The organism is Streptosporangium sp. NPDC049046, from assembly GCF_040649155.1.
Taxonomy (GTDB): domain Bacteria; phylum Actinomycetota; class Actinomycetes; order Streptosporangiales; family Streptosporangiaceae; genus Streptosporangium.
In genome coordinates, this window is sequence record NZ_JBEZEZ010000018.1 from 1 (window position 1) to 22,885 (window position 22,885).

21 protein-coding genes are annotated in these 22,885 nt (G+C 69.3%); 13 read left to right on the top strand and 8 right to left on the bottom strand.

The window, feature by feature from the left end; genetic code table 11:
- Nucleotides 1-312 precede the first annotated feature (312 nt).
- From AB0B96_RS24695 to AB0B96_RS24715, 5 genes are read left to right on the top strand one after another with little or no spacing between them, the layout of a single operon-like run.
- Complete coding sequence (locus tag AB0B96_RS24695; RefSeq protein ID WP_362902170.1) at nt 313-1,113, top strand: ABC transporter permease subunit; 801 nt, start codon at nt 313-315, stop codon at nt 1,111-1,113.
- Nucleotides 1,114-1,167: 54 nt separating this feature from the next.
- Nucleotides 1,168-2,193 carry an ABC transporter substrate-binding protein gene (locus AB0B96_RS24700; protein ID WP_362902172.1) on the top strand — a complete coding sequence of 342 codons (1,026 nt, stop codon included), beginning with the start codon at nt 1,168-1,170 and terminating at the stop codon, nt 2,191-2,193.
- A gap of 1 nt (nt 2,194) precedes the next feature.
- Nucleotides 2,195-2,920, top strand: coding sequence for an ABC transporter ATP-binding protein (locus AB0B96_RS24705; RefSeq protein WP_362902451.1), 726 nt, complete (start codon nt 2,195-2,197; stop codon nt 2,918-2,920).
- Between the two features lie 21 nt (nt 2,921-2,941).
- The gene (locus tag AB0B96_RS24710) at nt 2,942-4,306 is read left to right on the top strand and encodes an NtaA/DmoA family FMN-dependent monooxygenase (RefSeq protein ID WP_362902174.1); all 1,365 of its coding nucleotides are present in this window, start codon (nt 2,942-2,944) and stop codon (nt 4,304-4,306) included.
- Entirely contained in the window at nt 4,303-4,746 is a 444-nt protein-coding gene (locus tag AB0B96_RS24715) for an OsmC family protein (protein WP_362902176.1), read from the top strand. Before AB0B96_RS24710 ends, AB0B96_RS24715 begins: the two co-directional genes overlap by 4 nt.
- A gap of 10 nt (nt 4,747-4,756) precedes the next feature.
- On the opposite strand, the gene ppgK is transcribed toward AB0B96_RS24715, so the two are convergent.
- Nucleotides 4,757-5,485, bottom strand: coding sequence for a polyphosphate--glucose phosphotransferase (gene ppgK, locus AB0B96_RS24720; RefSeq protein ID WP_362902178.1), 729 nt, complete (start codon nt 5,483-5,485; stop codon nt 4,757-4,759).
- Between the two features lie 130 nt (nt 5,486-5,615).
- Here ppgK and AB0B96_RS24725 point away from each other — a divergent pair, with 130 nt between their 5' ends.
- Nucleotides 5,616-6,131 (top strand): hypothetical protein, encoded by a 516-nt coding sequence (locus AB0B96_RS24725; protein WP_362902180.1) that lies wholly within the window; start codon nt 5,616-5,618, stop codon nt 6,129-6,131.
- A gap of 511 nt (nt 6,132-6,642) precedes the next feature.
- On the opposite strand, the gene AB0B96_RS24730 is transcribed toward AB0B96_RS24725, so the two are convergent.
- Both AB0B96_RS24730 and AB0B96_RS24735 read right to left on the bottom strand, forming a co-directional pair.
- A complete protein-coding gene (locus AB0B96_RS24730) occupies nt 6,643-7,623 on the bottom strand; it encodes a LacI family DNA-binding transcriptional regulator (RefSeq protein ID WP_362902182.1) in 981 nt (326 codons plus the stop codon).
- A gap of 84 nt (nt 7,624-7,707) precedes the next feature.
- Nucleotides 7,708-9,345 carry an ABC-F family ATP-binding cassette domain-containing protein gene (locus tag AB0B96_RS24735; RefSeq protein WP_350946059.1) on the bottom strand — a complete coding sequence of 546 codons (1,638 nt, stop codon included), beginning with the start codon at nt 9,343-9,345 and terminating at the stop codon, nt 7,708-7,710.
- 333 nt (nt 9,346-9,678) lie between these two features.
- Here AB0B96_RS24735 and AB0B96_RS24740 point away from each other — a divergent pair, with 333 nt between their 5' ends.
- Together AB0B96_RS24740 and AB0B96_RS24745 are read left to right on the top strand one after the other, a co-directional pair.
- Nucleotides 9,679-10,413, top strand: a complete 735-nt coding sequence (locus AB0B96_RS24740) for a hypothetical protein (RefSeq protein WP_350946058.1) — start codon at nt 9,679-9,681, stop codon at nt 10,411-10,413.
- 165 nt (nt 10,414-10,578) lie between these two features.
- Nucleotides 10,579-11,739 carry an acyl-CoA dehydrogenase family protein gene (locus AB0B96_RS24745; protein WP_362902185.1) on the top strand — a complete coding sequence of 387 codons (1,161 nt, stop codon included), beginning with the start codon at nt 10,579-10,581 and terminating at the stop codon, nt 11,737-11,739.
- Between the two features lie 51 nt (nt 11,740-11,790).
- On the opposite strand, the gene AB0B96_RS24750 is transcribed toward AB0B96_RS24745, so the two are convergent.
- The 4 genes from AB0B96_RS24750 to AB0B96_RS24765 all read right to left on the bottom strand — a co-directional run bounded on the left by AB0B96_RS24750 (nt 11,791) and on the right by AB0B96_RS24765 (nt 16,854).
- Nucleotides 11,791-12,831 (bottom strand): family 2 encapsulin nanocompartment cargo protein polyprenyl transferase, encoded by a 1,041-nt coding sequence (locus AB0B96_RS24750; RefSeq protein WP_362902187.1) that lies wholly within the window; start codon nt 12,829-12,831, stop codon nt 11,791-11,793.
- Between the two features lie 57 nt (nt 12,832-12,888).
- Complete coding sequence (locus AB0B96_RS24755) at nt 12,889-14,274, bottom strand: family 2B encapsulin nanocompartment shell protein (RefSeq protein WP_362902189.1); 1,386 nt, start codon at nt 14,272-14,274, stop codon at nt 12,889-12,891.
- Between the two features lie 592 nt (nt 14,275-14,866).
- Nucleotides 14,867-16,060: a glycosyltransferase family 4 protein gene (locus tag AB0B96_RS24760; protein WP_362902191.1), complete on the bottom strand. Its 1,194-nt coding sequence runs from the start codon at nt 16,058-16,060 to the stop codon at nt 14,867-14,869.
- Entirely contained in the window at nt 16,057-16,854 is a 798-nt protein-coding gene (locus AB0B96_RS24765) for a sulfotransferase (RefSeq protein WP_362902193.1), read from the bottom strand. Before AB0B96_RS24765 ends, AB0B96_RS24760 begins: the two co-directional genes overlap by 4 nt.
- A gap of 296 nt (nt 16,855-17,150) precedes the next feature.
- Here AB0B96_RS24765 and AB0B96_RS24770 point away from each other — a divergent pair, with 296 nt between their 5' ends.
- Both AB0B96_RS24770 and AB0B96_RS24775 read left to right on the top strand, forming a co-directional pair.
- Nucleotides 17,151-17,624, top strand: coding sequence for a hypothetical protein (locus AB0B96_RS24770; RefSeq protein ID WP_362902195.1), 474 nt, complete (start codon nt 17,151-17,153; stop codon nt 17,622-17,624).
- A gap of 217 nt (nt 17,625-17,841) precedes the next feature.
- Nucleotides 17,842-18,708: an NAD(+)/NADH kinase gene (locus AB0B96_RS24775; RefSeq protein ID WP_350946051.1), complete on the top strand. Its 867-nt coding sequence runs from the start codon at nt 17,842-17,844 to the stop codon at nt 18,706-18,708.
- A 154-nt stretch (nt 18,709-18,862) separates the two neighbouring features.
- On the opposite strand, the gene AB0B96_RS24780 is transcribed toward AB0B96_RS24775, so the two are convergent.
- Nucleotides 18,863-19,570 carry a GntR family transcriptional regulator gene (locus AB0B96_RS24780; RefSeq protein WP_362902197.1) on the bottom strand — a complete coding sequence of 236 codons (708 nt, stop codon included), beginning with the start codon at nt 19,568-19,570 and terminating at the stop codon, nt 18,863-18,865.
- A gap of 202 nt (nt 19,571-19,772) precedes the next feature.
- On the opposite strand from AB0B96_RS24780, the gene AB0B96_RS24785 reads away from it, so the two are divergent.
- The 3 genes from AB0B96_RS24785 to AB0B96_RS24795 are packed head-to-tail and all read left to right on the top strand — an operon-like array spanning nt 19,773 to nt 22,876.
- Nucleotides 19,773-20,573, top strand: coding sequence for a thiamine pyrophosphate-dependent enzyme (locus tag AB0B96_RS24785; protein ID WP_362902199.1), 801 nt, complete (start codon nt 19,773-19,775; stop codon nt 20,571-20,573).
- On the top strand, nt 20,566-21,570 hold the full coding sequence (locus tag AB0B96_RS24790) for a transketolase C-terminal domain-containing protein (protein ID WP_362902201.1): 1,005 nt from the start codon (nt 20,566-20,568) through the stop codon (nt 21,568-21,570). The genes AB0B96_RS24785 and AB0B96_RS24790 overlap by 8 nt, the downstream gene beginning before the upstream one ends.
- A gap of 13 nt (nt 21,571-21,583) precedes the next feature.
- Nucleotides 21,584-22,876, top strand: a complete 1,293-nt coding sequence (locus AB0B96_RS24795) for a Xaa-Pro peptidase family protein (protein WP_350946047.1) — start codon at nt 21,584-21,586, stop codon at nt 22,874-22,876.
- Nucleotides 22,877-22,885: the final 9 nt, after the last annotated feature.

The window sequence follows — 22,885 nt, forward strand, 5'->3', positions numbered from 1 at the left end:
CCCCCCCGGGCCTGGCGGCGGTGCGATGCCGGCCACCGGGCTCCCGGCCCGCGTCTCGCGGGAGCCTCCGAAACTCCCGGGGCACCGAAACCCGGACGAGTACGTCGATCACCACGACCACCACCGGCCTCATGGGCCCGCGGACAGCGACCACCCATGGCGCCACCCCAAGGCCGGACTGAACGCCGCGAGGTACATCGCCGCGGCGGCGAGCGATATGACCGACTTGGGGGTTTCGGTCCTGCCATAACTGCCGCTACTATTCATGCATACCCGACTTGTATTGCATGAATTTCGGCACAGAAGGTCATGATGAGTTCCATCGCCGCTCGCCCAGGCCCAGCATGGCCACGACTGGGCCTGCGTCTCGCGCCGTGGCTGAGCGTGTTCACGATCGTCGTGATCTGGACCGTCACCACGGCGATCGGCGCGGTCCCCGCCCAGTTCCTTCCGTCTCCGGCCCGGGTCGTCGCCTCCACGATGGAACTCGCCGAAACGGGTCTCCTGTGGACCTCCATCGGAGTCACGGTCACCCGCGGGCTGATCGGGGCGGCGATCGGCGTCGCGGCGGGCGTCCTGCTGGGTGTGCTGGCCGGGTTCTCCCGCTGGGCGGAGTACGTGTTCGACAAGCCGGTCCAGATCCTCCGCGCGGTCCCGTTCACCGCCAAGCTCCCCCTGCTCATCCTCTGGATCGGCATCGGCGAGGAGACCAAGGTGCTCCTCGTGATCCTGGCCACCGTGATCCCGGTCTACTTCAACACCTTCGGCGGCATCAGGAACGTCGACCGGCGCCTGGTCGAGGCGGGCAAGGTGTACGGCCTCACCGCGTACCAGCTTTCCACCCGGGTGCTGCTTCGCGGCGCCCTGCCTTCGGTGTTCATCGGCATCCGGTACGCCCTCGGCATCACGTGGGCCGTGCTCGTGCTCGCCGAAAGCCTCAACGCGGTAACCGGCATCGGGTTCCTTTTGACGAACGCCCGCCAGTACGGCCAGGGCGAGATCGTCATCCTCTGCGTCGTCCTGTACGCGGTGCTGGGACTCGTGACCGACGCGCTGGTCGCGCTGCTCGAACGCAGGATCTTCCGCTGGCGGCAGGCCCACAGCGGCGTTTAGCACCACATCGGACGCTCCCCGGTCCGCTGGTTCAAGAAAGTAAGGAAACCCCTGATGAACACCTCCCTCCGCGTCCACGGCCGGCATCGCCTGCTCGGCGGCCTCACCCTTGTGGCGGCACTCGCGCTGAGCGCCTGCGGCGGCGGCACCGAGCCCTCGGCCACCGCGACGGAGACAGCGCAGGCGGCGAACGGCGAGCCGGTCGTCGCCCGGGTCGGGCACTTCGGCGGCACGAGCCTGTGGACGCTGGCGGAGGACAGCAACGCGGTCGCCGACACGCTCAAGAGCGTCGGCGGATCCGTCGAGTGGAACGGTCCGCTCGCGCCGGTCGAGGCATCCGAGGCGGCCAAGGCCGGCCGGATCGATTTCACGTCGAACTCCGTCGCCACCTTCTTCAACGAGGCCGACACCGCATCGCCGCTCGTGGCCTTCGCCCTCAGCCTCAACAACGGCAACAACCAGGGCATCGTCGTGCGAAACGACGCCGGCGTCTCGACCGTCGCCGATCTCAAGGGCAAGAAGGTCGCCGTGAGCACCCGCGGTTCGACCGGCGAGTACGTGCTGCTCGCCGCGCTGGAGTCGGCCGGCCTGAAGGCGAGCGACGTCGAGACCGTCTACATCGCCAACCCCGCCGACGGCGTCTCCGCGCTGGCCGGCGGCGACGTCCAGGCCCTCGCGACCTGGGACAACTTCCTGGCCTCAGCACAGTTGATCAAGGACACCACGGTGCTGACCACCAACGCCGGCACGAAGGCGCGCAATTGGAGCCTGTTCGTGGTCACCCGGAGCTTCCTCGACGCCAACCCCGCCGCGGTGAAGGGCGTGTTCGACGGGCTGGTCGACCAGGCCAAGCGGATCCAGGCCGACCGCGAGATCGAGAGGAAGGCACGGCTGGCCGACGGGCAGCCGGCCAACCTGGTCGACATCGTCCTCGGCTTCGACCCGGTCCAGGTGGTCCCGATCGACAGCGCGCTCCTCGCGCAGATCAAGGAAGTCGGTGAGCAGACCGTGCGCTTCGGCTTCCGCGACAGCGTTCCCGACCTCACCAAGAACTACGTGGACGTGACGACCCTTGGCTAGGGTGCTCGACCTGGCCGACGGCGTCTCCCGCAGGTTCGGCGGCCAGCTCGTCCTCGACGACCTCGATCTGCGGGTCGAGGAGGGCGAGGTGGTCGCCCTCCTCGGCCGGTCCGGTTCCGGCAAGTCCACGCTCCTGCGCCTGCTCGCCGGACTCGACCAGCCGGACGCGGGTCGCGTCGAGGTGCCGGACGGGGTCGCGGTCGTCTTCCAGGAGGCGCGCCTGTTCCCCTGGCTCAGCGTGCTCGACAACGTGACCATCGGGCTGCCGCGCACGTCGGCCCCGGCCGCCCTCGCCGCGCTCGCCGAGGTCGGGCTCGCGGACAAGAGCCACGCCTGGCCGCTGACCCTGTCGGGCGGGGAGGCACAGCGGGTCGCCCTCGCCCGCGCCCTCGTCCGGGAGCCCCGGCTCATGCTGTTCGACGAGCCGTTCGGCGCGCTCGACGCCCTCACCCGGATCTCCATGCACCAGCTCGTCGTCACGATCTGGGAGCGGCACGCACCGACCGTGGTGCTGGTGACCCATGACGTCGACGAGGCGGTGGTGCTGGCCGACCGGGTCCTGGTGCTCGGCGACGGGCGGATCGCACACGCGCTCCAGGTGGAACGGGCGAACGACGGTTCGATCCCGGGCGCCGACCTGCTCGCCTACCGGGCCGAACTCCTGTCGTACCTGGGGGTGGACCAGCAGGGCCCCCTGCGACGCAAACCCGCCTCCACTCTTCGATAACAAAGAAAGGTCAGCCTCGACATGGCCCATCAGCATGTGAAACTCGGACTCGTCTACAGCGGCGTCGGACGGCATTCGAGCGCCTGGCGGCTGCCGGAGGCCCAGGCGGACGGATACACGGATCCGGTGCTCGTCTCCGAGGGAGTCAAGATCGCCGAGCGGGGGAAGCTGGACTTCTACTTCGTCGGCAACTCGCTGACCAGTTCCGCGCAGCGCGGGAACTTCTCCTACACCGGGAAGAACGTCCAGGCCTCCCACGACCACCTGTTCGCGATCGAGGGCTTCACGACCATGGCCTACGCCGCGGCCTTCAGCGAGAAGGTCGGGCTCGTCGTGACGTTCAACACGACGTACAACGATCCGTTCCACATCGCTCGGATCACCGCCACCCTCGACCATCTCTCGCGCGGGCGGCTCGGCCTGAACATCGTCACGGGTTCCGACACCTCGGCCGCGCTCAACTTCGGCAGGGAACGACACCCGGAGGGCGACGACAAGTACGACCGGGCCGAGGAGTTCACCGAGGTGCTCTTCGACCTGTGGGACAGCTGGGAGGACGGCTGGCTCGTCGCGGACAAGGAGAAAGGCGTCTACCACGACGTCACCAGGGCCCACCGGCTCGACCACTCGGGCGAGTTCTTCGCGATCCGCGGCCCGTTGAACTTCCCCCGGCCGCCGCAGGGCCACCTGCCGTTCCTGCATCCGGGATATTCGGAACGCTCTCTGGAGTACGGCGCCAAGTACGCCGACATGCGGTTCATCCACTGGCGCGACGCCGCGTGGAACAAGGCGTACTACGCCGACATCAAGGCCCGTGTCGTGCGCCACGGGCGTGACGAGGACGACCACCTGCTCATCTCGGGCATCACCCCCTACGTCGCCGAGAACGCCCGCGACGCGCACGCGAAGTTCCGCGAGGTGCAGGATCTGAACACCAATGTGTTCGTGCCGGAGGTGCTCTCGGGCCAACTCGGACTCGACCTGTCCGGGCGGACCGGCACGGATCGGGTGCTGGAGGCGATCGACCGTACCCTGATCCCGGAGAAGGCCTGGATCATCGACAACGCGGTCGCGAGCTTCGACGACGAGGACATCACCCTTGAGGACCTGACCCACTACATGGGCAACAACCCCATCTCGCAGCCCGCGATCGTGGGCGACCCGAAACAGCTCGCCGACTTCATCGAGACCAACTTCCACGATCGCGCGTTCGACGGCGTGGCGATCTGCCAGCCCTACTGGCCAGGGCCGGCGGCCACGTTCGTCGACCTTGTGATCCCCGAACTCCAGCGGCGCGGCGTCTTCCGTACCGAGTACACCACCTCGACGCTGCGCGAGCACCTCGGCCTCAAGAGCGTCCCGAACCGGCTGGCCGGTAAGGCATGACCGCGACGGAGAGGAGGCCCTACGCGCTGACCCTGAGGACGACGGAGGTCGCCGGGCGTTTCGTCGCGGACGGCGAGCCGGCGACGTTCACGATCGACAACGGCAAGCTGCTGGAGAACCCGGCGCATCCGGGCACGGCGGAGTACTTCCTGGCGAGCCTCGCCGGGTGCGCGCTGAACATCATCGCGGCACGCTCGGTGGAGTGGGAGCTGCCGTATCCGCAGCTGGAGGTGACCGGCTCGTACCTCGTCGACGAGAACGACAGCACTCGTTTCGAACGGATCGAGCTCCACTTCAGGTTCGCGGACGTCACGGAGGAACAGGGCCTGCGGTACGTCGACGACTTCAGCGCGCGCTGCCCGATCTACAACACGCTGGTACGTGGTGGCGCGCCGATCGACGTCCACGTCCGGGCCGACGGGGCGGCTACACCGGGGTAAGACGGCGTCTTCACACGGCCGCCATGGCCGCGCCCACGATGCCTGCCTCGTTCTGCAGCGCCGCGGGGACGATCGGGGTGCGCAGCTTGATCAGGGGCAGGAATCTGTCCGCCTTCTTGCTGACCCCTCCTCCGATGATGAACAGCGAAGGAGAGAACAGCGCCTCGACGTGCTCCAGATACTCCTGCACCCTCTCGGCCCACTCGGCCCAGTCGAGGTCGTGCGCCTCGCGCGCGTGGTCGGAGGCGCGCTTCTCGGCCTCCTTGCCCCTGATCTCCAGATGCCCGAGCTCGGTGTTGGGCACCAGGCGGCCGTCGATGAGCAGGGCGCTGCCGATCCCCGTGCCGAAGGTCAGCATCATCACCACCCCCGGCCTGCCCCTCGCGGCCCCCGCCGCCACCTCGGCCAGACCGGCCGCGTCCGCGTCGTTGAGCACGGAGACGGGCAACCCCGTCACCTGGGAGAACAGCTTCCGCGCGTCCGTGCCGATCCAGTCCTTGTCCACGTTGGCGGCCGACCGGGCGACCCCGTCGAGCACGATCCCGGGGAAGGTGACCCCCACCGGCCCGTCCCAGGCGAAATGCTTGACGATCTCCGCCACCACCTCGGCCACCGCCTCGGGCTTGGCGGGGCTCGGTGTGGGCACGCGCAGCCTCTCCCGCGTCAGCCGCCCTCTCGCGACGTCCACCGGCGCACCCTTGATCCCCGACCCGCCGATGTCTATTCCCAGCGCTTCCATGCACTTACCTCCTGTTGACTCCACATTCCCTCTTATAAGTGGCTGATACTCGTTTGCAGTGAGCGGTCAACCCGGTTGAAAGCGGCCCATCACACACTGTGGTCACAACAGCCGGAAAGGAATCCCTCCCATGACGATCAGCCGCCTTCTCACCGGACTCGCCCTCGCCACCGCACTCGTCTCCATCGCCCCGGCGACCGCACAGGCGGCGACCGCCCCGACGCGGAGCGGCCCGGCGACCGCCGACGCGACGGCGGAGCAGGGCGCCGGCCCGTGGGGCACCTACTACGCCCCCGGCAGGAGGGCCAAGACGCACGGCTCGATCACCGTCTACGGTGAGGACCACGCCGACATCCCCGCCGCCGAGAGAGGCAAGATCTCCGGCAAGGTCTACGACCTGACCAGGGACTCCTCCTGCGGCTGGGCGGTCTTCCGTCTCACCTACCGCACCCCCGACGGCAAGAACCTGCCGTTCAAGCACCGCAGCGTCGTCGACTGCTCCTACGGCACCCCGAAGTCGTTCTCGTTCACCCAGCACGACCTCTACCAGGTCGAGCTCAAGGTCTGCTCCGAGCGCAAGGCTTCCAAGCCCTCCCTGAACTGCCTGTACGCGGGCAGCTGGAAGATCCTCTACGTCTCGAAGTGAGCACCGGGCGGGGTCTCCCCGCCCGGCACGGCCACCGGGCCGCGGGCCGCGACCTCGGAGGGAGGACCAGCTCGCCGAGGCGGCGGCCCGGCGCCTGCGGCGCACCACGATGCCGAGGGCGGCGGCCGGCACGACCGGCTCGGCCACCGGTTCCACCCGGGCAGCCGGTTGTCGTAGGGCTCGACGGAGAGACCCGAGCCCGCCGCGGGAAAGCGCGGGCGACGAGGATCCGCCGGGCGCACCCTCAGGAAGAACGGGGATGTTCCGACACATTTTCACGACATATATTCGTAATAAATAAACACGGACTCGGAATATAATGATGTCCAACCGCTAGATCATCCGTGGTGTGATCTGAAACGGGTCCTGCGGCGCGGCGTCGTCGCCCGAGCACCAAGGATGCCCCGCCCCGGAGCTCCGGCGGGCCGACCCGCGGGAGGACCGGGGATCGAAGGACGTCGGCCGCCTCACCGGGCGCGGGGAGACGCCCCCGCCTCGCGATCGGCGCCCCTCAGCGTTTGACCGGGCCGGTCGAGGCCCTGACCACCAGTTCGGGCTCGAAGAGGAGCTCGTCGGCGGGGACGAGGGCCTTGTCGATCTGGGCCGCGAGCAGGTCGACGACCGCGCGTCCCATCGCGTCGATCGGCTGGCGCAGCGTCGTCAGCGGCGGGTCGGTGCAGTTCATCAGCGCGGAGTCGTCGTAGCCGATCACCGAGACGTCGTCGGGCACGGAGAGCCCGGCCCTGCGGGCCGCCCTGATCGCGCCCAGGGCCATCACGTCGCTCGCGCAGATGACGCCGGTCACGCCCTTTCGCATCAGCCGGGCGGCCGCCGCGTGCCCTCCTTCCAGGGAGAACATGGTGTGCTCCACGAACTCGGGGTCGAGGTCGGCCGCGTCCAGCTTGCGCCGCGAGGGCACGTGGTCGGGAGGGCCGAGCACCATGCCGATCCGCTCGTGGCCCAGCGAGCGCAGGTGGCCGAGCGCCATCTCGGCGGCGGCCACGTCGTCGCAGGAGACCTGCGGGAAGGCGAGGTGCGCGACCGCGGCGTTCACCAGCACGGTCGGCAGGCGTCGCTCCCGCAGCAGCTCGTAGTGGTCGTGGGGGGCGTCGGCCTGGGCGAACAGGCCTCCGGCGAAGACGACCCCCGACACCTGCTGCTGGAGCAGCAGGTCGACGTACTCCGCCTCGGAGACGCCGCCCAGGGTCCGGGTGCACAGCACGGAGGTGAAGCCCTGCTGGGCCAGCGCGCCCCCGACCACCTCGGCGAAGGCGGGGAAGATGGGGTTCTGCAGCTCGGGGAGGACGAGCCCGACCAGCCGCGCCCTGTCACCTCGCAGCTGGGTCGGCCGCTCGTAGCCGAGCACGTCGAGCGCCGTGAGGACGGCCTCACGGGTCGCCTCGGACACGCCGGGCTTCCCGTTGAGCACGCGACTGACCGTCGCCTCGCTCATCCCGACCTTCTTGGCCACTTCTGCAAGCCGTCGCGTCATGATGAAACTATAAGGCAAAAGAAGCAATTACTTGCAGAGACTTGCGAAAGTTACGTCATCAGTCAGGTCCCGCGGGCGTCTCGGTCACCTTTCGGCGATCCGGCCCTCGTCGACGTGGATCCGCCGGGTGGTGTGCACCGCCTCCAGCATCCGGCGGTCGTGGGTGACCAGCAGCAGCGTACCGGGATAGGAGGCGAGCGCGGACTCCAGCTGCTCGATCGCGGCCAGGTCCAGGTGGTTGGTCGGCTCGTCCAGCACGAGCAGGTTCACCCCGCGCGCCTGGAGCAGCGCGAGCGCGGCCCGGGTCCGCTCCCCCGGCGAGAGGGTGGCGGCCGGGCGCGGCACGTGCGCGGCGCGCAGGCCGAACTTGGCGAGCAGCGTGCGGACGTCACCGGGGACCATGTCGGGCACGGCCGCGCCGAAGGCGTCCACCAGGGGTTCGTCACCGAGGAAGAGCCCGCGCGCCTGGTCCACCTCCCCGACGACCACGCCGGGACCGAGCGAGGCGTTGCCCTCCTCCAGCGGGAGCCGGCCCAGAAGCGCCGCGAGCAGGGTGGACTTCCCCGAGCCGTTCGCGCCGGTGATCGCCACCCGCTCCGCCCAGCCGACCTCCAGGTTCACCGGGCCGAGGGTGAACGTGCCGCGCCGGACCACGGCGTCGCGCAGCGTCGCGACGACGGCGCCCGACCTCGGCGCCACCGCGATCTCCATGCGCAGCTCCCACTCCTTGCGGGGCTCCTCCACCTCTTCCAGCCGCTCGATCATCCGCTCGGTCTGGCGGGCCTTCGCCGCCTGCTTCTCCGTCGTCTCGGTACGGAGGTTGCGGCCGATCTTGTCGTTGTCGGGCGCCTTTCGCCGCGCGTTCTTGACGCCCTTCTCCATCCAGGCGCGCTGCATCCCCGCGCGCTGCTTGAGGGAGGCGACGGTGCCCGCGTACTCCTCGTACTCCTCGCGGGCGTGCCGACGGGCGACCTCGCGCTCGGCGAGGTATGCCTCGTAGCCGCCGCCGTGCACCCTGACCAGCTGCTGGGCGAGGTCGAGCTCGACGACCCTGTTCACGGTCCTGGCCAGGAACTCGCGGTCGTGGCTGACCAGGACGGTCCCGGCGCGCAGCCCGGTGACGAAGCGTTCGAGCCGCTCCAGCCCCTCCAGGTCGAGGTCGTTGGTGGGTTCGTCCAGCAGGAAGACGTCGTATCGGCTGAGCAGCAGGGAGGCCATGCCCGCCCGCGCGGCCTGGCCGCCGGAGAGCGCCGTCATCGGCCGGTCGAGCTCCACGGCGAGGCCGAGTTCGGCGACGACCTCGGCGGCCCGGTCCTCCAGGTCGGCGCCGCCCAGGGCGAGCCAGCGCTCCAGACCGGTGGCGTAGTCGTCGTCGGCGCCCGGGGCGCCCTCCACCAGCCCCTGGGTCGCGGCGTCCAGCGCGCGCTGCGCGGCGGCCACCCCGGTGCGGCGGGCCAGGAACTCCGCGATCGTCTCGCCCGCGCGGCGCTCACGCTCCTGGGGCAGGTAGCCGACCGACGCCGAGGGCGGGCTGAGCCGCACGGAGCCGTGCTCGGCGGGCAGCAGCCCCGCGAGGATCCGCAGCAGGGTTGACTTGCCCGCGCCGTTCACCCCGACCAGGCCGACGATGTCACCGGGGGCGACCACCAGGTCGAGCCCGGTGAAAAGCGCGCGGTCGCCGTGTCCGGCGGCCAGGTCCTTGGCGACGATGGTGGCACTCATACGCAAACGCTATCCGTCCGGCGACACCGCGACACCACACCCCAATTGTCCGTTATGTCCGGTTAGCGATACCGAACCCACCCGCAACCCCTCCGCCCCACAAGGGGAATTCCGACAAATCGGATATAACGGACTTGCTTCAAATAAATTTTCGGGACCCGGCGACTGGCGCCTGACCTGGCCGTTCCCGCCTAGAAACGTTACCTTACGGAGACTTAAACCTCCTTTTTTGGAGATTTTTGGCAACATCACCCGCTTCTGTGTCGTCTTATGGATGCGGGAACGGTCAACCCTGACCGTCTCCTGAAACGGGGAGAAGAGGAAAGCGTCTTGATGAAACGAATCGCCATCGGCCTGCTGTCGACCGCGGTGGGCAGCTCTCTGCTCCTGTCCGCGGGAACGGCCTCCGCGGAGCGAGTCGCTCTCAGTGTGCGCATCGACAACATCGACCCGAACCCGGTCGTCGTAAAGGGAGACGACGACACGAGGGTCTCCATCGAGGTCCGTACCACCGAGGCCACCCGCGTCGAGCTTCGCCTCAGGCCGGTCTCCGACCAGGCCCGCACCATGGCCGCCCAGGAGCCCAGGCTCCTGCACAAGGGCGACCTGTGGCGCTTCACGACCAGCTTCGACGAGAGCGACTTCGAGGGTCGCTGGGTCGCGATCGCCGACGCGTACGACAAGGACGGCAAGAAGGTGACCGACGAGGTCAACTTCTCCGTCGTGCACGAGAAGGCCGAGAAGGCCGAGACCCGCGTCTACCGGTTCTCCGCGAACCCCGAGCGCGTCCGCAAGGGCCGCTCGGTCTACTTCACCGGCAGCCTCCAGGTCGACGACAGGCGCTGGAAGGGCGTACGCGGCGAGGAGGTGGAGATCTACTTCCGCAAGCGCGGCTCCAGCGCCTGGAAGTACGTGACCTCCGCCGACACGAACTGGCAGGGTAAGTTCCGCGCCAAGGCCCGCGCGACCAAGAGCGGCGACTACCGCGCGATCTTCGACGGCACCGACAAGCTCGAGGAGAGCCGCAGCCGGACCGACGGGGTGCGTGTTTACACCCGCCGCTGGTAGTCCCGCCCGGGGCCGCGTCGCGGCCGGGTGACGCCTGACGGCGACCGACGTGAAGGCCCGGGGATCCCCCGGGCCTTCATCGTCTCCGGCGTGTTCCGCTTGATGCCCCGGCTTTCGGGCATTCGGCCAAGACAGGGACACGACTACCGGAGGGGAGCCGCGCCGATGACGACCGGTGATTTCTATGACTACTTCGACCTGCTGGAGGAGCACGAGAAGGAGATCGTGCTCCGGGTACGGGAGTTCATGGCGCGCGAGGTCGCGCCCATCGCGAACGAGTCGTGGACCAACTCCCGCTTCCCCCACGAACTGGTTCCCGGGTTCGCCAAGCTTGACATCGCGGGCCTGTCCTATCGGGGAGCGCGGAGCCTGCTGACCGGCTTCGTGGTCCTGGAGATGAACCGGGTGGATCCGTCGATGGGCACGTTCTTCGGCGTCCACAACGGCCTCGCGATGGGCAGCGTCGACCGGCTGGGCTCGGAGGAGCAGCGGGAGCGGTGGCTGGCGCCGATGGCGGCGATGGAGAAGATCGGCGCGTTCGCGCTGACGGAACCCGAGGGGGGTTCCGACGTCGCGGCCGGACTGCGCACGACGGCCCGCCGCGAGGGCGACATGTGGGTGCTCAACGGGGCCAAGCGCTGGATCGGCAACGCGACCTTCGCCGACCTGATCGTGGTGTGGGCGAAGGACGAGGCCGACGGCGCCGATGGCGCAGTCAAGGGATTCGTGGTCGAGAAGGGTACGCCCGGCTTCGCCGCGACGAAGATCGAGAACAAGATAGCCCTGCGGACGGTCCAGAACGCCGACATCACCCTCACCAACTGCCTGGTGCCGGAGATCAACCGGCTGCAGAAGGCCAACGGTTTCCGCGACACCGGCGCCATCCTGCGGCAGACCCGGGGAGGCGTGGCGTGGCAGGCGGTGGGGTGCATGATGGGCGCCTACGAGCTGGCGCTGGAGTACGCCGGGACGCGCGAGCAGTTCGGGCGGCCGATCGCGGGGTTCCAGCTCGTGCAGGACCTGCTCGTGCGGATGCTGGGCAACATCACCTGCTCGCTGGGCATGGTGGTGCGGCTGGCGCAACTCCAGGACGCGGGCGTCTACAAAGACGAGCACTCGGCGATGGCCAAGGCCTTCTGCACGGCGCGGATGCGCGAGGCCGTGGGGTGGGCGAGGGAGATCCTGGGCGGTAACGGCATCGACCTCGACTACGACGTCGGCCGGTTCGTCGCCGACTCCGAGGCGATCTACTCCTACGAGGGGACGCGGGAGATCAACACCCTGATCGTGGGACGGGCGATCACCGGCATCGGCGCCTTCGTCTGAGGGCTCCATCGAGGAGACGAACGCGGAGGCGCCCGCCCGCCTCCGCACCGTCTAGTGGTCGCGGCGGGTGACGAGACGAGCGAGGGTGGTCAGCTCCGCGGCGGGCCGGGGCGGCGCACCCACGGCCTCCAGGTGACGCAGTGCCCGCGCGAGCAGCTCGTCGGCCTCCACACGCGTCCAGTCGCGCCCGCCCGCGGCCTCGACGAGCGTGGCCGCGTGGACCAGCTCGTCGTCGGAGAGCGGCTGCTCCCGGTGGTAGAGCCCGGCCAGCTCCCGTCCGGCCGGGGTGCCCGAGGTGAGGGCCGCGACGACCGGGACGGACTTCTTGCGGCTGCGCAGATCCGAGTGGACGGGCTTGCCGGTCGTCGCGGGATCTCCCCAGATGCCGAGCAGGTCGTCGACGAGCTGGAACGCGAGCCCCAGGTCCCTGCCGAAGGCGACGAGATGCTCGACCTGCTCGGGAGTGCCACCGCCGAACAGCGCGCCGAGCCCGCACGCGCACCCCAGCAGGGCCCCGGTCTTACCGGTCGCCATGCTCAGGCAGTCGGCCGGCCCGACATCCCGGCGATCCTCGAAGGCGACGTCCGCGCTCTGGCCGTCCAGGAGCTCCTGCACGGCGGTGCTGAATATCCGGGTCGCCTCGGCGGTCGCCGGGTGCCCTCCGGTCGCGAGCACGTCGAAGGCGAGCGTCAGCAGCGCGTCACCGGCCAGGATCGCCGGGCTGACGCCGAAGACGGCCCAGGCCGTGGGGCGGTGGCGGCGGGTCCGGTCACCGTCCATCACGTCGTCGTGCAGCAGGGAGAAGTCGTGCACCAGCTCGACGGCCGCCGCCGGTCGAAGGGCCGAGACGGCGGTCCCCCCGACGGCTTCGGCCGAGAGCAGGGCGAGCGCGGGACGGAGCGCCTTGCCCCCGCCGATCGTGGACGGCCTGCCCTGCTCGTCCCACCAGCCGAACTGGTATCCGGCGATTCGCCGCATCGAGGCGGGCAACGTGTCGGCCGCCGGGCGCAGGGTCGCCTCGACCGTGTCCCGGCTCCAGGCGAGCACCTCACCCGCGGACCGCCCGTTCGTCGACATCTCGATGGTCGTCATCCTTGCTCTCCCTCGCTCAGCGGCCGGTCCGAAGGTGGTGGGTCGCCCGGCCCGTCCTCAGTGGCCGATCTCGACGTCTTCCAGGATGCCGAGCGCGTCGGGCACCAGGACGGCGGCGGAGTAGTAGGCGCTGACCAGGTAGGAGATGATCGCCTTCTCGCTGATGCCCATGAAGCGAACCGACAGGCTCGGCTGGTATTCGTCCGGGATGCCGGTCTGGTGCAGGCCGATGACCCCCTGGTTGTCCTCGCCGACGCGCATCGCCAGGATCGAGGTGGTGCGGGTGGAGGTGATGGGGATCTTGCTGCAGGAGAAGATGGGGACGCCGCGCCAGGCGGGCACCCCGCTGCCGCCGACGTCGACGCCCTGCGGGTAGAGCCCGCGCGCGTTGCACTCGCGGCCGAAGGCGGCGATGGCGTGCGGGTGGGCGAGGAAGAAGCTCGTGCTCCTGCGACGGCTGAGCAGCTCGTCGAGGTCGTCGGGGGTGGGCGGGCCGCTGCGGGTGTGGATCCGCTGCTTGAGGTCGGCGTTGTGCAGCAGCCCGAACTCGCGGTTGTTGATCAGCTCGTGCTCCTGGCGCTCGCGCAGCACCTCGATCGTGAGCCGGAGCTGCTGCTCGATCTGGTCCATCGGGTCGTTGTAGAGGTCGGCCACCCGGGTGTGCACCCGCAGGACCGTCTGCGCGACGCTCAGCTGGTATTCGCGCGGGGTGAGCTCGTAGTCGACGAACGTGCCCGGCAGGTCGGCCTCTCCCGCGTGCCCGGCGGCCACCTCGACGGCGGCCTCGCCGTACTTGTTCTGCGGCCCGCGCTCGGCCGTCTCCCGCTGCCGCAGGTGGGCCTGGAGCGGCTCGGCCTGCCCTGCCAGCTCATGGAACGCGTGCCGGGGCAGGACCATCGCCGTGCCGCCGGTGACCGCCTTGGCGGTGAACGGCCACTCGCCCTCGTCACCGACGAGCGCGTCGTCACCGAAGTGGTCGCCCGCGGCGAGCACGGTCAGCACGATCTCGTCGCCGTACGGACCCGTGCCGAGCTTGTTGACCTTGCCGTGCGCGATGAGCACGACCTCGTCGGCCGGCTGTCCCGCCTCCACGAGCACGTCGCCGGCCTGGAACTCGCGCTGGACGAACCTGCCCGCCAGCGCGTCGAGGACGTCGGAGTCGTCGAACCCGCGCAGCAGGGGCAGCTCGCACAGCTCGGCCGGGATGACCGCCACCTGCGACCCCGAGTTGGTGAAGCTCACCCGCCCGTCACCGATCGTGTAGCTCAGCCGCCGGTTGACGCGGTAGGTGCCGCCCGAGACCTGCGTCCAGGGGAGCATCCGCAGCAGCCACCGTGAGGTGATCTCCTGCATCTGGGGAGTCGACTTGGTCGTCGTCGCCAGGTTACGCGCGGCGTCCGTACTCAAGCTCAGCTGCGACCGGCCAGCCTCGAACTCCGTCACAACACACCACCGATCCGTACTCGTATCTGACAGGGGAGAAAAAGACATGAAACAGCCAGGGGGGAACGTCAATTACCCGCGACAGAAACGGCAGAATCGTTGACCCCCCGATGCGCGGAGCCGGATACGGCCCGCCATCGTGGACGCCTCAATATTGGGAGGTCCTTAAATAACCTGTCAAGCATTGACTACGATCCGGCCGGCAATTAAAAAAGTCGCCATCGCCAAATGCCCGAAAAACATTGAATGTCTTGTTCATCGCGGCGCCGCACGCATACGACGGGCTCCGCAGGCCGGGGTGTCCGTCATGACAGGCACGGCATCACGCATCCTCGGCGACCGGCGCCGCGACGCGGAAACCCCTCGTGTGAAACGGGCCCAGGCCACGTCCTCGCGACCTGGGCGCACCCCGGACACGCAGGCGGCCGATCCCGGACGCTCCCCGGTCGTCCCGGACACGCCCATATCCCGGGCGCCCGGACACGCCCGCGGCCTCGCACGAAAACGCGACAGCACAGCGACGAAAAATGTGAAATATGAATCAGGGCGACATTTCCCTTAAAAGCGGAAAGTCAGGCAAAGCCGGTAAGTATTACCGTTCCGGCGCGCGGTCCAGAAGCTCGGCGAACAGGTTCTCCCAGAGCGGCATGACCACCTCGGGCGTGTAGTCGCGCGCGGTGACGATCGCGGCGGCCCCGATCCGCTCCCGCAACTCCCGGTCCTCGATGAGCCGGACCATCGCCGCCGCCAGCGCGTCGACGTCCTTGGGCGGGACGAGCAGCCCGTCGACGCCGGGGGTGAGCACGTCGGCCGGGCCGGTCGGGCAGTCGAAGGCGACCACGGGCAGCGCCTGGGCCATCGCCTCGATCATCACCATCGGCAACCCCTCGAACCGCGAGCTGAGCACGTAGAAGGACGCCTTGGCCAGTTCCTCGTCGAGGTGCTCGGTCCGTCCCATCAAGGTGACGTTGTCGCCCAGCGCGTGCTCCTTCAGGAGCTCGCGCAGCTTGTCCTTCTTCGGGCCGGTGCCGTAGATGCGCAGCCGCCAGTCCGGGTGGCGGTCGACGACCTGCCGGAACGCGGGGATCAGCAGGTCGAACCCCTTCTGCCCGACGAGCCGCCCGGCCGCGACCGCGAGCCTCCCCTCCCGCTCGGCGGGCGGCTGCCGCACCGGGCCGACCGCGTTGGGTATCCGCACGACGGGGGTGTCGGGCAGAAGCTCCTGGTATTCCTTCCTGTCGGTCCCGGTGAGCACGGCCACCGCGTCCAGGCCGCCGTAGTGGCGGGCGATCGCCGACCGGACCGCCGCGGGGTGGGTGGCCAGGTTCATGTGTTCCTGGGCGACCCTGACGACGCTCGCGGGAGTGCGCCGGGCGGAGATGAGGTTCAGCGCGGGACGGGTGGTGACCAGGATGCCGTCCTGGAGCGCGGAGACGTACTCGATGACGGCCCACTCCACGCGCTCGGTGAAGTAGGAGGCCGCGAACTCCCCCGCGGGCACGATCTTGCCGCGGATCCGCCGCCAGGCCTTGCGTCCCACCGAGTCGACCGGCCTGGCCTCCCGCTGGTCCGACAGCGCCAGGAGACGGACGCGCTCGTCGATCGGGAACTGCGGGCTCTCCCTGCGGCGCACCACGCTGACGATCTCGACCTCGTGTCCGGCCGCGGCCATCGCGTTCGCCTGGTTGATCACCGTGCGGATCGTTCCACCCATGCCGTACGCGTGCAGGAGCATGTAGCGGATCTTCATCGCACCGGGAGCTCCGGGCACCCCCGGGGCCGTCACGCGGGCTCCGTGGCGCGCGGCAGGTATCCCCAGCTCTCACACATCGGCCTGAGCGGCTCGGGGATCTCCTCCGCCGTCGGCAGCTCACGCGCGGGCTGCACGCTCCCGGAGCGGATCTTGTCCTTCCAGTCGCCGAGCCCCTTCTCCAGCACGGACTGCTCTCCGTACGTCAGCATCTCCGGTTCCCAGGGAACGCCGAGGAAGTCGCAGAGGCGGCGCCCCTCGGTCTCGGGGTCGGCGGTCAGGTCCTCGTAGCGCACGGTGCACCCGCTGAGCGCCCCCCGGGCCCGCTGCACGGCCTTCATGTAGCGAAGGGCGTCGAGCGCCGCCTCCTCGGGCGTCCTCTTGCCCGCGCCCGCCTCGTACCACGAACTCGCGATGGACGCCGGGTGGCGCAGCAGGAAGACGAACCGGGCGTCCGGCCAGCACGCGGCGATCCGCCGGTACGCGAAGGCGTTGGCCGGAGTCTTGTCCACGACGAACGTCTTGCCGCTTTTGACCAGCTCGCGGTGCAGCACGCGGTCCCACAGCAGGTGTTCCAGGTCGGCCCGGTCGTGCCCGAGTGCCCCCATCGCCTTCTCCGCCAGCGAGGTGCCGAACTCCACCCGCAGCCTTCGGACGTGCAGCTCGTGCGGGGCGTGCAGCATGGAGTGGGCGTTGAGCAGGACCCTCAGGAGCGTGGAACCGGACCGCACCGGCGAGAGGATGAAGATCGGGGCGATCAGCAGCCGGTCGATCTTCGGGTCCGAGGGCGGCCTGAACGATTCCTCCGCCGCCGCCGCGGGTGTCCTCACCGCTACCGGTGGACCAACTTTTCCTACTCGGTTAAGCTGGAATCCGGTGAGCCTGACAAGTGCGTTGTTTGCCTTGCGCTGCCAGTCCATGCCCACGGAGGGTAGCCACCTTTCCTGGCATTTAACTGTGTGTTGCCTCAAGACCACCTCTTCGCGCACGGTCCAAAGCCGGTGATTCACGCTCTCCACCCGGGGTAGGGACACGTTCCCACAGCTCAGAGGGCGTGCAGCCGACAGCGACCGAGATCCGGCACACCGCCCCGAGCACCGCCGCCGCCCCGCGAGGAGGAGATCGGGTGACCCACGACGTACGGCCGGAGACGGCCTCCTCCCGAACCTCGCCCGACGCCTCGTCCCGCGTCGATGCCGCAACCGAGGCCGACAGCAGTGCCGGCACCGGGGCCGATATCGAGGTCGACGACGCGACCGCCGAGGCCCTGGGCAAGCTCTCCGAGGCCTTGGAGACGACCGAGAGGGCTCGCGGGCACCTCTACTCCTTCCACCAGCTGACCGGCCACGCCGACCTGCAACTCGACGAGGCCGTGGAACTGCTGCGCGCCGCGGGCCACCCCGAGATGGCCGACATGGTGACCCGCGAGCTGATCGGCCTGGACGTCATCCCCGACAGGTGGACCTTCCAGATCGTGGAGGAGTACGAGGACGGCTACCACGCCGCCTTCACCGGCGTGGAAAGGCGGATCAGGGAGCGGCTCGCCGGCGGGCGCCGCCACCTCCACGAGGCGCGGATGAAGAAAAGGCGCCAGGGCTGAGGCTCTCCACCTCCGCCACGCCCGAAAGCCCCTACGCCTGGAAGCCCGTTCCTCGCCGCCGAACCCTTATCTGTGCCCGGCGCTCGCACCTGTGCCCGCACTCACCGCGGGGCCTGCCGCCCAAGGGCTCGCCCGCTCCTCGCCGCCGTACCCCGATCTCGCGGACCGCGGGATTCGGCGTACGGATCCGATGGCGGCTCCCCGTACAGTGTGAGGCATGGGGATGGTCAAGACCGTGGGACTGGTTCTGCACCCGCAGCGCGATTCGAAGGTGGCCATCGACACGATCGTGGAGTGGGCCCGCGCCCGCGACGTCACGGTGCTCGGGCTGCCCGACGAGGTCGGGCGCATCGACTGCAGCGCCGTCGCGGTCGACGCCCCCACCCTGGTCGACCGCGCCGACCTGCTCGTCAGCCTCGGCGGCGACGGCACGATGCTGCGCACCATGCGGCTCGCCTCGGAGCGCAAGCTCCCCGTCCTGGGCGTCAACCTCGGCAAGCTGGGCTTCCTCGCGGAGATCGACGTCGACGAGCTGCCTCCCGCGCTGTCGGCCATCGACAACCACGACTACAGCGTCGAGCCGCGCATGGCGGTGCGGGCGACCCTGCCCGACGGCACGACGATGACCGCGTTCAACGACATCGCCCTGGTGCGGATACCGGGTGACGGGCTGTCGGCGGTGTCGATCACCGTGGAGGGCCATCCCTTCGTGCGCTACGCGGCCGACGCGGTGATCGTGGCCACCCCCACCGGGTCGACCGCCTACAGCTTCTCCGCGGGCGGTCCCATCGTGTCGCCGACGGTCGAGGGGTTCCTGGTGGTTCCCGCCGCCGCGCACTCGTCGTTCAACCGGGCCCTCGTGCTGTCGGCCGACGAGCGGGTGGTGCTCGATCTGCTGCCGACGAGCGGACGACTCGCCGTGGAGGTGGACGGCGCGGTGGCCGCGCACCTGACACCCGGGGACGCGCTCGGTATCACCGCCATCCGCGCCGCCGCCTGGGTGGTCAGGCTCGGCCCCAAGAGCTTCTACGACCGCGCCCGCCGCAAGCTCCGCGTCAACGGCAGCGCCGAGGTCGACCAGTAGCCGGATCTCGTCGTGGCGGAGCCGACACCTCAGGTGGCGACCGTCCTGTCACACGGACCTCACCCGTGCCGGCCCGAGGGCCGGATCACCCGTCCGCCGTCTTTCCCGGCGTGAGCCCCTCAAGGCATGCGGCCCGCGATGTTTTCTCGCGACGCTAACGGCGGCTGCGCTCGATGTGCTGGAGCATCACCTCGTGGTGGTGACGGATCGCGGCGCGGGTGGCGGTGTCGTCACCGGCGGTCATCCCGTCCAGGATGGGCTTGTGAATGGCCATCTGAGCGTCGGCGCTGTCCGGTAACAGCCAGTCGGGGATCAGGTCCCTGTTGACCCAGTCGTCGTACTCGTAAGAGATGATCGCGGTGTGGACCGCCTCGTAGATCGAGGTCAGGAACGGGTTGCCGGAGGTCCGGACGACCGCCGCGTGGAAGACCGTGTCGGCGGCGATCCACGCCGACGTGCCGTGGGCCATGCTCTCCTTGAGGCGTTGCAGCGCCGACCTCACCTCGGCGAGGTCGGTTTCGGGGTTTCGCAGCCCTTCGGTCGCGCCCAGCGTCTCCAGCCAGAGCCTCAGGTCGACCAGGCGTGACAGGGACTGCCTGTCGAGGTCGAGCATCAGGTTGACGGAGGCGGCCAGGCCCGACTCCGGGCGGCGCATCACGTACGCTCCCGAGCCCTGCTTGATCTCGACAAGCCCCATGAGCGACAACGTGCGCAAGGCCTGGCTGACGATCGGCCGACTGGCGCCGAACATCTCCGCGAGGTGACGTTCCGACGGCAGGCGCGCACCTTCGGCGATGTCCCGGGTGATGATGAGCTGTCGAATCTGCTCGGCGACGTCGTCTGCGAGCCGGCTGGTCGACACGGTTCGGACGGCCCCGAACTCCACAACCTTGCGTGGGCGTGAACCGTTTTCGTGGTCCGCCAGCGCCATGGATTCCTCCAGTTTGACCAAGACGAGAGAGAGCGTACGCCCGCCACGGAACCGCCAGGAAGAGGGCTTGACACGGCATAAGCTCTGTGGTTGTACTAAAGCGGCATAGCCACTTTACCACTAGAGAGCAGACATGGACCAAAAAACCGAGTCACTCGCCGCGTTGGCCGACCGCATCCGGCTTCACGCCGTGCGGATGGTGGCGACGCATGGGCTTGGCTATCTGGGACAGGCGCTGTCGTCGGCCGAGATCCTGGCGACCGTCTACGGCAGGGTGTACCGACCCGAGGTGGACCGCATCGTGATCTCACCGGGCCACTATGTGATCGGAGCGTTCGCGGCGGCGGCCGAGTGCGGCCTGCTCGATCCGGCCGCGCTCGCGACCTACGGTCACGACGGCTCGCGTTTGGAAGCGATCGGCACGGAACGCTCCCCCTCGATCGACCTCACCTGCGGATCGCTGGGTCAGGGCCTGTCCGCCGCGGTCGGCTTCGCGCTCTCCGACCGGCTGCTGGGCCGCACCGACGCCAGGACCGTTGTGCTCGTCAGTGACGGCGAGTTGGAGGAGGGCCAGGTCTGGGAGGCGGCGATGTTCGCCGCCCACCACGGGCTCGGCGGCATCATCGCGCTCGTCGACGCGAACAACTCCCAGGTGGACGGCCCGGTCGCGGAGATCACCACGATCGAGCCCGTCGCCGACAAGTGGCGCGCGTTCGGGTGGCACGCCCAGGACGTGGACGGCCACGACATCCAGGCGCTGGAGTCCGCGCTCGAGAAGGCCGTCCGGTCCGACCGCCCCGCGGTCGTCACCGCCAGGACCGCCACGACCACCGGCCTGGACTGTCTGCCCAGCACCATCGACGGACACTTCGTCAAGCTCCCCCCGAAGTTGGCCGAGCAGGCCGTCGCCGAACTGGAGGCCCGCCTTGCGTAGACCGCCGTACCCCACAGTCCTGAAACCGTACGGCAGGACACTGCTGGATCTGGCCCGCGTCGACGAGCGGATCGTCTGCCTGTCCGGAGACCTGACCCGTCAGTGCGAGATAGACCTGTTCCGCGACGAGCTGCCGGAACGTTTCATCAACGTCGGCATGGCCGAGGCCAACATGATCGGCATCGCCGGGGCGCTGGCCCGGGCCGGTCACGTGCCGTTCGTGCACACCTTCGGCGTCTTCGCCACCCGGCGCCCGTTCGACCAGATCGTCAACGCCGTCGCGTACCCGAACCTGCCGGTGCGCATCGTCGGCTTCATGCCGGGCATCTCCAGCCCCGGTGGCCCGAGCCACCAGGCCATCGAGGACGTGGCGCTGATGCGTGCGCTGCCCAATCTGACGGTGATCGACGCCGCCGACGCCACGGAGATCCAACAGGTCGTGCCCGCGATTCTCGACCATCCGGGCCCGGTCTACCTGCGCCTCAAGCGCGGTGAGATCCCGGTGATCTTCGAGGAGGGGTACGAGTTCTCGATGCACCGCGCCCAGCGGCTGCGGACGGGCGGCGACGCGGTGATCGTCGCCAACGGCATGATGCTTCCCGCCGCCATTGTCGCCACCGACATACTCGCCGCCACCGGGATCGACTGCGGCCTCGTGCACGCCCCCGTGGTCAAGCCGCTGGACGCCGCCACGGTGGTGGACGCCGCGGCCGGGGTGCGCGCGGTCGTGACCGCGGAGAACCACACGATCGTCGGCGGCCTGGGATCGGCGGTCGCCGAGGCCCTGGCCGAGGCCGGGTCGGGCGCCAGGCTGCGCCGGGTCGGCCTGCGGGACACCTTCGCCGAGGGCGCGCTGACCGCCCATCACCTTTTCCAGACCTACGACCTCACCACCCAGTCGATCGTCGACGCGGTGTGGGGTGTGCTCAAACCGGGCGGCCCCGCGCCGGTCGCCCCGACAAGTCCCGCCGCCGTCGGCGAGTACTCACCAGTCTGATACGGGAGGCCCTGTGACCAATTTCTATGCTCCACCGGCGGAGACCGGCTCGATCGCCTCACTCGGCGCGACCATGGGTGTCGACTGGGAGGAACGAGTCAACTTCGACCGGCTCCGCAGGGAGCGCTTCGCCAAGGTGCAGAACGCGTTCGCCCACTCCGACCTGGGCGCGCTTGTTCTGTTCGACATGAACAACATCCGCTACACGACCGGCACCCACATCGGGAACTGGGCGCGCGACAAGCTTTTCCGGTGCGCGCTCGTGATGCGGGACCAGGAGCCGATCCTGTGGGACATCGGTTCGGCCGCACGCACGCACCAGCGGTTCGCGCCCTGGTTCGGCAAGGAGAGCTGGCAGGCGGGCCTGTCCAGCTGGCGTGGCTCGATTCCCGAGGAGGTGGGTGTCGAGCGGGGCAACGCGGCCAGGATCGCCCAACTGCTCCGCGACCACGGCCTGGCAGGTGAGCCGATCGGTGTCGACGTGGTCGAGTTGCCGGTGCTGCGCGCCCTGGAGGGCGCCGGTCTCACCGTCGTCGACGGACACTCGTTCATGCAGGACGTCCGCGCGGTCAAAACCCCCGACGAGATCGCCCTGCTGGACCATTCGGCCGGCCTGGTGGACGGCGCCTACGAGGAGCTGTTCCGCACCCTGCGGCCGGGCATCCGCGAGAACGACTGCGTGGCGCTGGTCAACCGTTATCTCTACGAGCACGGCTCGGAAGAGGTCGAGGCGGTCAACTCCATCTCCGGCGGCCGCTGCAGCCCGCATCCGCACGTGTTCTCCGACCGCCTGATCCGGCCCGGCGACACCGCGTACTTCGACATCATCCACTCCTTCAACGGCTACCGGACCTGCTACTACCGGACGTTCAACGTCGGAGGGGCCGGCCTGGCCCAGGTGGAGGCGTACCGGCGGGCCCGGGAGTTCATGGACAACGCGATCGCCGAGATCCGTCCCGGCGCGACCTCGGCCGACGTGGTCCGGCACTTCCCGGCCGCTCAGGAGTTCGGGTACGCCAACGAGGAGGAGGCGTTCGGGCTGCAGTACTGCCACGGGCTCGGCCTGTCCAACTGGGAGCGGCCGCTGATGAGCCGGTACCACTCCTTCGAGCATCCGGTGACGCTGCAGGAGGGCATGGTCTTCGCGATCGAGACCTACTGGCCGACGCCGGACGGCAGCGCCGCCGCGCGCATCGAGGAGGAGGTCGTGGTGACCGCGGACGGCTGTCAGCTGCTCACCCGATTCCCGGCCGACCAGCTGTACGTGACGGGCATCCGGTATACGCGGGGCGCCGACCTACTGTGAGCGGAGAAG

Excerpts from the sequence above, each read along its gene's own strand:
- AB0B96_RS24695 (WP_362902170.1), top strand. The coding sequence starts at position 313 with ATGAGTTCCATCGCCGCTCGCCCAGGCCCAGCATGGCCACGACTGGGC.
- AB0B96_RS24700 (WP_362902172.1), top strand. The coding sequence starts at position 1,168 with ATGAACACCTCCCTCCGCGTCCACGGCCGGCATCGCCTGCTCGGCGGC.
- AB0B96_RS24710 (WP_362902174.1), top strand. The coding sequence starts at position 2,942 with ATGGCCCATCAGCATGTGAAACTCGGACTCGTCTACAGCGGCGTCGGA.
- AB0B96_RS24715 (WP_362902176.1), top strand. The coding sequence starts at position 4,303 with ATGACCGCGACGGAGAGGAGGCCCTACGCGCTGACCCTGAGGACGACG.
- ppgK (WP_362902178.1), bottom strand. The coding sequence starts at position 5,485 with ATGGAAGCGCTGGGAATAGACATCGGCGGGTCGGGGATCAAGGGTGCG.
- AB0B96_RS24725 (WP_362902180.1), top strand. The coding sequence starts at position 5,616 with ATGACGATCAGCCGCCTTCTCACCGGACTCGCCCTCGCCACCGCACTC.
- AB0B96_RS24730 (WP_362902182.1), bottom strand. The coding sequence starts at position 7,623 with ATGACGCGACGGCTTGCAGAAGTGGCCAAGAAGGTCGGGATGAGCGAG.
- AB0B96_RS24735 (WP_350946059.1), bottom strand. The coding sequence starts at position 9,345 with ATGAGTGCCACCATCGTCGCCAAGGACCTGGCCGCCGGACACGGCGAC.
- AB0B96_RS24740 (WP_350946058.1), top strand. The coding sequence starts at position 9,679 with ATGAAACGAATCGCCATCGGCCTGCTGTCGACCGCGGTGGGCAGCTCT.
- AB0B96_RS24745 (WP_362902185.1), top strand. The coding sequence starts at position 10,579 with ATGACGACCGGTGATTTCTATGACTACTTCGACCTGCTGGAGGAGCAC.
- AB0B96_RS24750 (WP_362902187.1), bottom strand. The coding sequence starts at position 12,831 with ATGACGACCATCGAGATGTCGACGAACGGGCGGTCCGCGGGTGAGGTG.
- AB0B96_RS24775 (WP_350946051.1), top strand. The coding sequence starts at position 17,842 with ATGGGGATGGTCAAGACCGTGGGACTGGTTCTGCACCCGCAGCGCGAT.
- AB0B96_RS24785 (WP_362902199.1), top strand. The coding sequence starts at position 19,773 with ATGGACCAAAAAACCGAGTCACTCGCCGCGTTGGCCGACCGCATCCGG.